The sequence below is a fragment of the uncultured Roseobacter sp. genome, from assembly GCF_947491795.1.
In the GTDB taxonomy this organism is placed as follows: Bacteria; Pseudomonadota; Alphaproteobacteria; order Rhodobacterales; family Rhodobacteraceae; genus Roseobacter.
In genome coordinates this window covers 232,880-244,681 of record NZ_CANLKW010000004.1, presented here as the reverse complement: position 1 = coordinate 244,681, position 11,802 = coordinate 232,880, and the positions used below count along the sequence as shown (strand labels likewise).

At 57.5% G+C, this 11,802-nt stretch carries 10 protein-coding genes; 4 read left to right on the top strand and 6 right to left on the bottom strand.

Annotated elements, in window-relative coordinates:
- Window positions 1-51 precede the first annotated feature (51 nt).
- Entirely contained in the window at window positions 52-699 is a 648-nt protein-coding gene (locus Q1A34_RS17720; RefSeq protein WP_300037428.1) for a TetR/AcrR family transcriptional regulator, read from the bottom strand.
- A 434-nt stretch (window positions 700-1,133) separates the two neighbouring features.
- Between Q1A34_RS17720 and Q1A34_RS17715 the strand changes: the two genes are divergently transcribed.
- The 3 genes from Q1A34_RS17715 to Q1A34_RS17705 are packed head-to-tail and all read left to right on the top strand — an operon-like array spanning window position 1,134 to window position 3,765.
- A complete protein-coding gene (locus Q1A34_RS17715) occupies window positions 1,134-2,621 on the top strand; it encodes a TadE/TadG family type IV pilus assembly protein (protein WP_300037576.1) in 1,488 nt (495 codons plus the stop codon).
- A complete protein-coding gene (locus tag Q1A34_RS17710) occupies window positions 2,618-3,163 on the top strand; it encodes a TadE family protein (RefSeq protein ID WP_300037425.1) in 546 nt (181 codons plus the stop codon). Before Q1A34_RS17715 ends, Q1A34_RS17710 begins: the two co-directional genes overlap by 4 nt.
- Window positions 3,160-3,765, top strand: coding sequence for a TadE/TadG family type IV pilus assembly protein (locus tag Q1A34_RS17705; RefSeq protein ID WP_300037422.1), 606 nt, complete (start codon window positions 3,160-3,162; stop codon window positions 3,763-3,765). Before Q1A34_RS17710 ends, Q1A34_RS17705 begins: the two co-directional genes overlap by 4 nt.
- 51 nt (window positions 3,766-3,816) lie before the next feature.
- Here Q1A34_RS17705 and Q1A34_RS17700 read toward each other — a convergent pair whose 3' ends face one another.
- From Q1A34_RS17700 to Q1A34_RS17685, 4 genes are all read right to left on the bottom strand, one after another.
- Window positions 3,817-6,138, bottom strand: coding sequence for a DUF1989 domain-containing protein (locus Q1A34_RS17700; RefSeq protein WP_300037419.1), 2,322 nt, complete (start codon window positions 6,136-6,138; stop codon window positions 3,817-3,819).
- A gap of 122 nt (window positions 6,139-6,260) precedes the next feature.
- Window positions 6,261-6,716: a very short patch repair endonuclease gene (locus Q1A34_RS17695; protein WP_300037416.1), complete on the bottom strand. Its 456-nt coding sequence runs from the start codon at window positions 6,714-6,716 to the stop codon at window positions 6,261-6,263.
- 5 nt (window positions 6,717-6,721) lie between these two features.
- Complete coding sequence (gene dcm / locus Q1A34_RS17690) at window positions 6,722-7,762, bottom strand: DNA (cytosine-5-)-methyltransferase (RefSeq protein WP_300037413.1); 1,041 nt, start codon at window positions 7,760-7,762, stop codon at window positions 6,722-6,724.
- Window positions 7,763-7,893: 131 nt separating this feature from the next.
- Window positions 7,894-8,832, bottom strand: coding sequence for a LysR family transcriptional regulator (locus Q1A34_RS17685; RefSeq protein WP_300037410.1), 939 nt, complete (start codon window positions 8,830-8,832; stop codon window positions 7,894-7,896).
- A gap of 191 nt (window positions 8,833-9,023) precedes the next feature.
- On the opposite strand from Q1A34_RS17685, the gene Q1A34_RS17680 reads away from it, so the two are divergent.
- Window positions 9,024-10,730: a BCCT family transporter gene (locus Q1A34_RS17680; RefSeq protein WP_300037407.1), complete on the top strand. Its 1,707-nt coding sequence runs from the start codon at window positions 9,024-9,026 to the stop codon at window positions 10,728-10,730.
- Window positions 10,731-10,790: 60 nt separating this feature from the next.
- Here the strand turns inward: Q1A34_RS17680 and Q1A34_RS17675 are convergent, their stop codons facing one another.
- Window positions 10,791-11,798, bottom strand: a complete 1,008-nt coding sequence (locus tag Q1A34_RS17675) for a LacI family DNA-binding transcriptional regulator (RefSeq protein WP_300037404.1) — start codon at window positions 11,796-11,798, stop codon at window positions 10,791-10,793.
- Between the last annotated feature and the right edge of the window lie 4 nt (window positions 11,799-11,802).

The following is an 11,802-nucleotide window of genomic DNA, read 5'->3' as shown; positions in this document are numbered from 1 at the left end:
AAGCAACCCGAAAGATCGCGCTTTGGCATCCGGGCCGTAAGTGAACCACCGTCAACCAGCTGCCGCCGGCCCCCTCCGCACCGCATCCAGCCGTTGCAGATCATGTTCAGAGGGTTCGGCACCGGAGAGACAGAGCAGATATTGCCGTGCGCGGCCAATACGGGTTTCCCAGTCTTCTTTATGATCCAGGGCATCATACCCGATTTGCGTGAAATACAGGATACGCGCCCGAACCTCGGCCTCTTCGCCGGGATACCCAAAACCTGTAAACATCTTTGTCAGCGCTTCAAGCCGCCGGTTGTCTGACTGATCGAGCAGCGCACGGACAGACCCCGATCTGCGCGCCCAGTCCCGCACCGCGAAATCCAGACGGGTGTCAAAACGCCCCTTGCCAATCCAGGAGGCGAACACATTCACAATAGCCGACGTAATTGTATCCGCAGGTTCTGATGCACTGTCGACAATGGCTTTGGTGTTTGTGCTGCGCCAGTACTCCAGAAGATCGTCCAGAAGGTCTGCGCGGCTTTCAAAGTGCCAGTAGAAACTGGAGCGCGACGTTTCCAGTTTGGCCGACAACACCAGTACTTTCACGTTTTCTTCCCCCTCAGAAATCAGCGTATCCAGGGCAATTCTGATCCAGTCCTCTTTTGTATATCTTCTGGAACCGCGCCCGCTTTCTGATTTCTGGTTGTCGGCCATAATATTCTCCGTGCCTGCGCCGCCGGGCCGTAACGCGGGCTCCGGATGAGTCTCTGACTGGCGTGGAACGCAGGCAAAGAACGTGTCCTTTGCATATCAATCAGGATCGGGAAACTGTGCAACCCCACTCCACAGAGCATTGTTCCAAAGAACGGGCGCGATGATTCTCTAGCCCCGCGTCCCGGGTCGCAAAATTGCCTTATTCCAATTGCGGTTCCGGCGGGCTGCCCGTTGCGGTGTTTCGCGTTGGTTAACAATGAACGCAATTACGGCTGTTCTACAGCGTTCAGGCAACAAGTTCTGGTAAAAAGTGCTTAAAATCATATGGATCATGCTGTGGTGGCAATCCTGAGCGGCCTCACTTTCAACAATTTTCCTGCTTACGTTTCAATCAATCGAATATCGCGGGGGCGGTAGTGAAAGAGAGTTAAGTGATGCTGCGTGCGTGCACAGAAACGAAAGAGCTGAACCGGCAGGCGACTGTTGGCAGGATCTCTGCCTTCCGCAAAGAAGAAGAAGGAACGGTGACGATTTTCGCCACCTTCATGATTATCATGATGCTCATGGTCTGCGGCATTGCTGTTGACCTGATGCAAAATGAAATGATGCGCACCCGGGTTCAGAACACACTCGACCGCGCGATCCTTGCGGCGTCAGACCTTGATCAGCCACTGCCACCAGACGAGGTCGTAGACGACTATTTCGCCAAGGCCGGCATGACAGAATTCCTGGACGATGTTCAGATCACGCCCGGTGCCCATCTGCCTGCGACCAACTACAGAATTGTTGCGGCGACGGCCCGCACGCGGACTCCTGCGATTTATATGGCTATGACGGGGACAGACTCCCTGCCGGTTTACACCACCGGTATGGCCGAGGAAGTCATTGAGAAAACAGAGATTTCACTCGTCCTCGACATCTCGGGCTCCATGCGATTCGACGACCGCATCGGCAAGCTGCGGGTAGCCGCAAATGAGTTCCTCGCTGCCGTTCTGGATGGCCAGGCAGGCACCACAACATCGATCAACGTGATTCCCTATGCCGGACAGACCAACCCCGGGCCCATCGTGTTCAACCGCGCCGGAGGCGTTCAGTTTGCCGATACGATCACCGTGAACGGCGAGGAGCAGCCTTATGGCGGCGACGTGACCAATGAATATACCGACGACAACGGCGATACCGTAACCGAAACCAGCTACGTGTCTTACAACGACCGGTCAGCCTGTCTCGAACTGGACAGCAGCGACTTTAACAACATCGATCTGCCGTCGGGCGGATACGATCAGACTCCGCATTTCATGAACTGGGCAATCGATGCCCCCACGATGGACTGGGGATGGTGCCCGCTGAACAATACCGCCATCCAGTATGCGCAGAACAATCTGGGCAATCTGCAGGCATTCATCAACACCATGCGCCTGCATGATGGCACGGGCACGCACTATGGCATGAAGTATGCCGCCGCGCTGCTCAACCCGACGTCCAACTCGACCTTCCGGGCGCTGGAGACAGCAAACCTGGTGCCACCACAGTTCGCTGACCGGCCTGCACCCTTTACAGACACGGATACCCGCAAATTCATCGTGCTGATGACAGATGGTAAAATCACCAGCCAGCTGCGTCCGAAAGATCCCAATCATGAACTGAACCCGACCAAACACCTTGGTGCACGTTCGTCAGACCGCGAGACGATCTCCAGCGGCAGTACCAATATCAACCGCTTCTATTCGATGTGCGACAAGGCCAAGGCTCAGGGAATTGTAATCTACACCATCGCCTTTGAAGCACCGAGCGCCGCCGTTACCCAGATGCGCAACTGCGCGACGACCCCGGCATTCTCGTACAATGTGCAGGGTGTGGAGATTGCAACGGCGTTCAAGTCCATCGCCCGCCAGATCAACGAACTGAGGCTGACCCAATGATACAGCGAACCCTTACCTTTCTGAGGTCGTTCAGAAAAAAGGAAGACGGTCAGGTAGCGATCGAATTCGTGCTGCTGGTGCCGATCCTCTTCACGGCCTTCCTGTCATCCGTAGAACTTGGCATGTATTCCATGCGTCAGATGTGGCTCGACCGCGGCCTCGATATCGCTGTGCGCCAGGTGCGGCTGAACACAGGGGCAGTGCCTTCGCATGACGCGCTGAAACTGGTGATCTGCAACAATGCCGGGTTCATCCCCGACTGCACCGACAGCCTGAAGCTGGAGATGATCGTCGTTGACCCGCGCAACTACGTTGGTCTGGACGCCGATGTTGACTGCGTTGACCGGTCCGAACCGATCACCAGCGCGGATCCGCCCAACTATCAGACAGGACAGGAGCATGACCTGATGCTGCTGCGCGCCTGCGTGAAATTTGATCCCATCTTTCCGACCACCGGTCTTGGTTTTCACTATGTCAAAGACAACGCCGGACAGGCCAAAATGATGGCAACGTCGGCCTTTGTACAGGAGCCGGGTGTATGATGACCACAGTGAGAACCCTGTCCGCATTCCTTAGACGGTTCCGCCGCGCAGAGGACGGCAACGTGGCCATCGAAGCGATGATCATTCTGCCGCTGGTCTTCTGGGCCTATCTGGGAATGTTCTCGATCTTTGACGCCTACCGCCAATACACAAACAACCAAAAAGCCACATACACGATCTCTGACATGATTTCGCGCCAGGCAACCCCGCTGGATGCAGGCTTCCTGGACGGCGCGCGGGACCTGTTTGACGAACTTACCCGTGCGGTTGGCGACTCGCACATGCGGGTGTCTGTTGTCCAGTACAATGGTAACGCCGGCGATTATGAAATCGTCTGGTCCCAGGTGCGCGGAGACTTCTTCCCGCTGACCACCACCAACGTTGCCGACTGGGACGAACGCCTGCCGGTCATGCCGCACAACGACCAGATTATCGTGGTAGAGACGAGCACAGAGTTCGACCCGCTGTTTGATCTGGGCCTGGCCAACCGTGACATCAACAACTTTGTCTTCACACGGCCACGCTATGCCAAGCAGCTCTGCTATGACGTGACCTGCGGGATTATCACGCCCTATGTTGTGACACAGACTGACATCGATTAAAGCGCCGGGCCGCCTTTGGGCGGCTCCTGGCTTTCCGGTCAGTACACGGCCTCAGGCTCTGGGTTTTTTCCGCTCCGGATCAACAAAGGGTACATCTGCCACGGTCGCGGTCAGCCGTTTCATGTGACCGTCCAGTTGACCGACCTCCAGAACCGTTCCGGTCCCAGCATGCTCGACCGCCAGCCGCGCCATGGCCACAGATGTCTGCAACAGCGGCGACCGTGTGGCTGAGGTAATCACACCGACCTGACGTTCGCCATTGAATACAGGACACCCTGCGGCCGGAACATCATCGCAGTCAAAAATCAACCCTCTGAGACTGCGCCGGGGGTCTTTTGCATTTCTCTCGAGGGCCGCACGTCCGCAGAACTGCTGCTTTCGGAAATCGACCGCGAACCCCAGCCCCGCTTCCAACGCATCAACACCGGGTGCAAACTCTGCGCCCGCGGCTGCCAGCCCCGCTTCAACGCGCAGCATTTCCAATGCGGCAGACCCCATTGGTTTCAGGCCGAACGCCTGCCCGGCATCCGTCAGCGCGTCCCAGATGGTCAACGCATCAGATTCAGCACAGAAAATCTCAAACCCCAGTTCGCCGGTGTACCCAGTACGGGTGAGCAGGAATGGTGCACCGTCGCGATCATTCAGGCGGGCAATTGTCGCGCCGAACCAGCGCAGGTGTTCCAGCCCGGGCACATTCGGTTGCGTAAAGACCAGTTTTTCCAAAAGACTGCGCGAACGGGGCCCCTGCAGCGCAAGGTTTGGCAGGGAATTTCGCAGATCATGTACCCTGACCTGATAGCCTGCCTCCCGGGCCATCCGTGTCAGCCAGCGCCCGCTTTCCTCTGAGCCGCAACACCAGCGGAAGAGCTGCTGGCCGAGGCGGAACAACGTCCCATCATCAATGACTTCGCCACTTTCGTCACAGATAAGCGCATAGGTCCCCCGCCAGACGGCGAGCCTGCTGATGTCACGCGTCAGCGCGCTCTGCATCAGACGTTCCGCATCCGGCCCGATGATGTCAAACTTTCGCAAACCGCTCATGTCCTGCAAGCTTACGGCGTCCCTGCAGGCCCAGTACTCTCCCAAAGTGCCATGGGCCGGAAAGCTGACAGGTGTCCACAGATCGCGGGCTGGTGCAAAGTGTTCTGTTTGCGGCGCCAGACGGGGATGGAAGGCGGACTCGCGGCTGATCAGCATCGGAGCGTCCTCTTTTGGCCTGTAGGCAACCGCCCGCTGGATACGGCTTTCGGGTCGGTAAATCCGCACGTGGACATCGGTCGGGTTCCATCCATTGATCGGGTCAATATCGTCCGGACAGGCGGTTGTGACGCACACCAGATCATCCATCGCTTCCATCGCAACATAGTCACCTGGCCGCGAATAGCTTTCTTCGGTCATCAGGTGGTGGTGCGGGTCAATCCAGGTATTCCAGAAGAAGTTTATCGCAGGCCAGGCCGTGCGTTTTTCCACGCCGAACTGCTCCAGAGCGTGCGAGATATTATCAGAACAGTTTACGTGACCTGGGAAGCCGCGTTCTTCGTATCCGCGCGCCGTACAGGCAAGTCCAAAGGTATCGTGACGCCCGCAGGTGTCCTGAATGACTTTCAGCATCGGCACCATATTCTGGTCAAAAAACTTGTCCGCGAGGCCCGGCCCCGGAAAGGCACGCCTGACCATGCTGCGTGTTGCCGTGGCATCGATCATATGCTCGCGGCCTATATCCAGCGACGCCGCGCGAAATGCCTGAAAATCAGAACACTGCTGTCCTTCCGCATCGATGATCTGCAACACTTCGCCGCGCCGCACCTCGTACCCGATGGCGCTGGCCCGGGGAACGGTGAACTCTTCGCGTATCTCGCCCAGCGGCTCTGGCAGCATCAGCGCTCCGGCTCCGGCAGACTGATGTGATACATGCACCGTTCCGCCACCTTCACCGGAAACCAGCGCATCCGCCTCGGCTGCGTGCAATATCCAGACGGAACAGGGTGCGGTGCACTTCAGCACGACAGGCTCTGGTTGGGGGGGTACATCAGTACAGTGAATGTGGCCGTTCAGACGGCCACCCTGAGACGCTATCCAGGCAACCAGTTCGGCCGTCTGTGTTACATCGGTACTTCTGATGTCCGCGCCAGCCAGTCCCAGAGCGGCGGAGGCATCAGCGCCCGTGTCATCAAAGGCTGCAACGGACACACCATCTCCACCCGTCAGATCCAGACTGAGCAGATCGCCTGTTTTGACGTTGATACGCTGAAGGTTTCGCGGCCCGACCAGGTAACTGCGTTTTCCGGCAGCGAGAGGAAACCCTGGGAAATGACGGCCGCCGCTCAGCTTTCCAACGTTTGAAAAGGCATGGATGATACTGTGATCGCTCACGACCGCTGTCTCCGGACGCCCCTTGCCGGGGCCTGTTTTAATCGTTCGGCCAAGTGGTTTCACATGTCAACAACTGTTGCGACAAAGGCATGCCGGACAGTGATTTTATGCAGTGCAACAGGCTATTCTGTTCCCCTGACAGAAAGGTTCCGCTCGGAACCGGTCAGCCACGCGGCCAGGGTTTTCGGGACATCGCCCGCCGGCAACCGCCCGGGACCTTTCAGGGCGCACTCCCAGACCAGTGCACAACGCCAGCCAGCCTGCTTGAGCGCCGCGAGCTGGCGCGCATCACGCTGTTGATTGCCTTCAATTTTTGATCGCCAGAACTCCGGCCGCGTTGCTGGCCACCTGAACATCGCACAGTCGTGCCCATGCCAGAAACAACCGTGCACGAAAATTACTGCATGATGTTTCGGCAAAACCAGGTCGGGCTTCCCTGGCAGTCTTTTGTCATGCAGCCTGAACCGGAAACCAAGAGCATGAAGCCCGCGCCGCACGATCAGTTCAGGCCGGGTATCGCGGGCACGGATGCGCGACATGTTTTTGCGGCGCACTTCTTTGGAATGGACATCTGCCACAGCAATCAGCTTTCCACCACCAGCGCCGCAACGGCAGGCATGAAATGCGGATGCATCAGTTTTGCAACGTCTGCGAACACCGGGACCGCCACGGAATTACCGAACTGGCGATATGCCTGTGTATCAGAAACTTCGATCCTGAAACTGTCGGGATATCCCATAAGACGCGCGCATTCGCGGGGCGTCAGGCGGCGCGGGTTTTCTCCGGCGGCCCTGCTGACAAGTATCTCGGAACCGTCTTTATAATAGCGCGCCGAAAGTGTGCGCGCGATATCCCCAGGGCCTACAAGCCCAAAGCCAAACCCGTTGCCCGCCGCCCGGTGTTTGGCCGCATAGGCCTGGAGATAAGCCCAGAGCTTGTCACTCAGAACATACTTTTGCGCAACCTGCGCCTGCGATCCTTGGGTAAAGGGGCCCTCGGGGTGTTCGGACCCGTCCTCAGGGTGCAGAATATCCCGCATCCTGTGCTGACCGCGGGGCGGCAATTGCAGATCATCAAAGCTGAAAGCTGTGGCTTCGCGGAAACCCACAATCACAATTCTTTCGCGGTGCTGCGGCAGGTAATGTGCGGCATCGATCACCCGGTAGTGCAGATCATAACCCAACTCGTTTTTCAGTTTGCGTCGAATGACATCGAAAGTTCGGCCACCGTCATGACTGGTCAGATTTTTCACATTCTCCAACAAGAATGCAGCGGGTCGGTGATGTTTCAGAATACGCAGCACATCAAAGAACAATGTTCCCTGGGTTTCATCACTGAACCCGTGCGCGCGCCCCAGGGCATTCTTTTTTGAAACCCCTGCAATCGAAAATGGCTGACAGGGAAACCCGGCAACCAGAACGTCGTGCCGTGGTATCTCATGGGCATCCACGGTCGTGATGTCACCCGCCAGCGGCCGGTTATCCCGGTAATTGGTCTGGTAAGTCTTCTGCGCGAACCGATCCCACTCGGACGTGAAAACGCATCTGCCGCCAACACTCTCCATTGCGCGTCGTAAACCGCCGATGCCTGCGAAAAGGTCAATGAAGGAGAAATCTGTATTCACCGGTTACCCGCCTGTTTGTTCTGAAGTCTTTGACTGGTCCTGCCACGCGGTGGTGCACCCCCGGTCGCCCGGCGCAGCCGCTCTGACCATAATGGGATTTGAGGCCCACGGCCAGGCCGATGCCTGCACTCTCATCTCGTACCACGCGTGTTTTCTGCATGCGCCACGCCCAGACAGCGCAGAAACTCCTGCGTTTTGCGGTCGGGCTCTGGTTGTTTGCGCGTAATGGCCGAAAACCTGCTGGCATAAGCAGAGTGCTCTGGCGCGATTGGCCGGACACTTTTGTTGGCGAGAAACGTTGCCGCAACATGATCCGCCAGGTACCCCAGATAACACCCGGACTGGATCAGCAGGGACAGAGCCTCTTCTTCCTGAACCCGCGCAGCACGGCGTAATCCAAGCTTTTGGCCCGCGATCAGGTTTGGCGAATTGAATCCAAAGCCCGCATATTTCCATGCACTCAGGTCCGGCACCTCATTGTCTGAAGGTGGATTGTCGAACAACGGGTGCCCCCTGCCGCAATAGAGGGTCATGAATTCATCATAAAGCGGCTGGTAAACGAGTGACGCCGACTTGCGATGTATCGGGACAATCGCAAGATCGAGAGATCCCTCCACGACCTGCGCCTCCAAAACGTTCGGCGCATGCAGTGCAATTTCGAGGGTCACTTCAGGTGCAGAACGATCAAACAGGCGGATCGCCTCGTCCAGATGCGCGTCGGGGTTTGTCGTGGACTGATCAAAAAGGCCAAGCCGCAGTGTGCCAGTGAGCGTCTGATGAATTTCATCAACTTCAGTTTGAAATCCGTCCAGGGAGCCGAGCAGTCGGCGCGCAGACAGCAGAACACGCTCTCCTTCCGCCGTCAGCGAAAATCCGGATGGCCCACGGTTGCAAAGCCGCAAACCCAGGCGCTGCTCAAGATCCGCGATATGCCTCGAAATGGTCGAGCGCCCGATGTTCAGCTCCAACTCGGATGCGGCGAAACCACCGCACTCTGTCACAGCGACAAAAATCCGGATCAATCGGATATCAACATCACCCAACCGTCTGAGCAGTGCGCGTTTCGCCAAACCAAGGTTTCCTTTTTATGAAACTATAGTAAGCAAAGTTTCCACTTATCAAACAGGATTAATGATATAGGCTGAATTGAGGAAGCAGTTGTTCCTTTATCAGCGGCGATGTGCTTCACTTGATTAAAAAATCTGCAATCCGGCACCGTACGCTGGGGAACTGTCAGAAAGCCAACAAGGAGAAGATAATAATGGCAATTGAACCACCACTAATGGATCTGCCGATCAAAACCGCCGACAAGGGGTTTTATCGGGGGTTCAGCGTCGACGTAACGGTCGTCAGTAAGGTCATCATCAGCGTACTCGTCGTCTGGTGTATCTTCTGGCCCACGCAATCAGGTCGCGTGCTCAGCGAGCTGAACAGTGTCATCCTCAAAAATGCTGCGGCATGGTACATCTGGACAGTTGCACTTTTCGTGATCGTCTGTATCGGGCTCGCCGTATGGCCTACTTCCGCTCGCATGAAGCTTGGCCTTGATGACGACAAGCCTGAGTTTTCAAATTTCTCGTGGTTTTCCATGATGTTCGGCGCCGGTATCGGCGTGGGCATGCTGACATGGGCCGTCGCGGAACCGGTGGCCCACTTCCAGAATAACCCACAGGTGATCCAGGGACTGGCGACAGCGGCAGGCGAAGACAACGTGCGAAACGCCTATGTCTGGTCCTTCCTGCACTGGGGTGCAGGTGCCTGGGCATGCTATGCTGTTATCGGTCTTGCACTTGCCTTTTTCAGCTACCGCCGTGGTCTTCCGCTGACGATCCGGTCGGCCCTGACACCCCTGTTCGGTCGGGCCCTGTCCGGCAAGCTGGGACACCTGATTGATATCGTAGCGGTCGTTGCCACCATCCTCGGCGTCGCACAGACACTGGGCTTTGGCGTTGATCAGTTTGTTGCGGGTCTGACCCGGATCGGCGTTCCCGGCCTGGTACACGCAGAGGGCGCGGTTGATGCGGCTGGTGCCAGCATCGCAGGTACGGTGAATTTCGTTGGTATCGTTGTCGCGCTGCTCTTTATCATGGGCGCCTCCACACTGTCGGCACTCTCAGGTGTTGGCAAAGGCATCAAGTGGCTGTCGAACATCAACATGGTTCTGTCAATTGTTCTGCTGGGCTTCTTCATCATCTTTGGGGCGACCTGGTTCGGTCTGACCGCGATGTTTGTGGGCCTGTGGGATTACCTGCTGGCGCTGCCGTGGCTGAGCTTTAACGTCTACCGCTCTGACGGCGTCGAAGGTTCAGAAGCCTTCCTGCTGGCACAGTGGCAGGGCTGGTGGCCTGTGTTCTACTGGGCCTGGTGGATTGCATTTGCACCATTTGTTGGTCTGTTCCTTGCGCGTATCTCGCGTGGTCGCAGCATCCGTGAATTCGTTCTGGGTGCGATGATCGTGCCTGGCCTGATGTGCATGGTGTGGTTCTCCTGGGCCGGTGGTACAGCCATCGATCTGGAACTGAACGGCGGTGCGAATGGGGTGATCTTTGATGCCGGAAACGGCGACAAGATTTTTGCGATGACAGAGTTCATGCTCGCGCCGATCGCAGAAATACTCTCCTGGGGTATGGCTGTTCTGATCGTGGTCCTTCTGATGACGTTCCTTGTTACGTCAGCTGACTCGGCTGTTCTGATCGTGAACACGATCAACGCAGCGGGTGATGAAGGCCCAAAAGCCCGTCCACACATCCTCTTCTGGGGTGCAGCACTCGGGCTTGTTGTCGGAGGTCTGCTGTTGTCCGGTGGGACATCCGCCATCCAGACAGCGATGGTGATCGGTGCGCTGCCCTTCTCGGTCGTTATGGTTCTGATGTGCGTGGCACTGATCAAAGCGATCTGGAATGACGGCCGCCGCGAAGCTGCCGGTGTTGCGACGCTTGCAGATGCAGAAGCCACACCTGCCGAGTAATCTCTGGCAGAAAAAAATGGCGGCCCGGGCGATGTTCCCGGGCCGTTTTTCGTGGGGCGTCTAAGACGTTTCGCCAGGACGGATCTGGACCGCCGTTTCGACAACAACGGCGTCTTTGCCAGCCGGATCGGCCAGCACATTGGTGATCAGGCCCCCGGCGGCAACACCGATATCGTAGGCAAACACATCCACGGTTGTCAGTGCAGGACAGGACACCGCCGCAATTTCAAAAGCGCCAAACCCCGTTATGGCAATATCACCCGGGACAGAAACACCGCGTCGCTGACATGCCGTCAATGCGCCGAAAGCCACCGTGTCAGAGACACAGACCAGCGCGTCAAATTCGGGCAAACGGTCGGCCATATCAGCCACCGCCTGTGCGCCTTCGGACATCGAAACCGGCGCAGGTCCGATGCTCAGAACCTCTACCGTGGGAAGACCCAGACGCTGAGCGGCCCCGATCACGCCCCGGCAGCGTTCTGCACCCCGTCGGTCACTCTCGCCTTCGGCACCGAGAAAGGCGAGGCGACGACGCCCTGAGGCGGCCAGTTGTTCCACAATGCCGGTCATGGCATCGGGGTTTGAGAAACCCACAGTGTGCTGCAACGGAGCTTCGGGCAGATCCCACATTTCCACCACGGGAATATCGCGTGCCCGCAACAAGGCACGGGTTCCCGGTGAGTGATGCCCACCGGTGAGGATGATGGCTTCGGGTTTGCGCTCGAGCAGTTGCCGAACGATGCGTTCTTCGGCGTCGACGGAATAGTTCGTACTTCCCAGCAGGATCTGTAGCCCTGTTTCGGACAGCACCTCTGTCAGTCCGCGATGCGTAGCCGCAAAGTTGGCATTGTCGATGGAGGGCAGCGTGACGGCCACAAAACCGCTCTTTTGCGCGCGGAATGCCTGAGCCGTCGTATCGTATACATATCCCAAGCGGTCAGCGGCGGCGCGGATCGTGTCGCGGGTTTTCTGGCTGACGGTACCATCTCCCCGCAAGGCGCGGGACACAGTCATCGGTGAAACCCCGACTTCGCGGGCCACGTCACGCATGGTTACAGGAGCCGTCAAACAG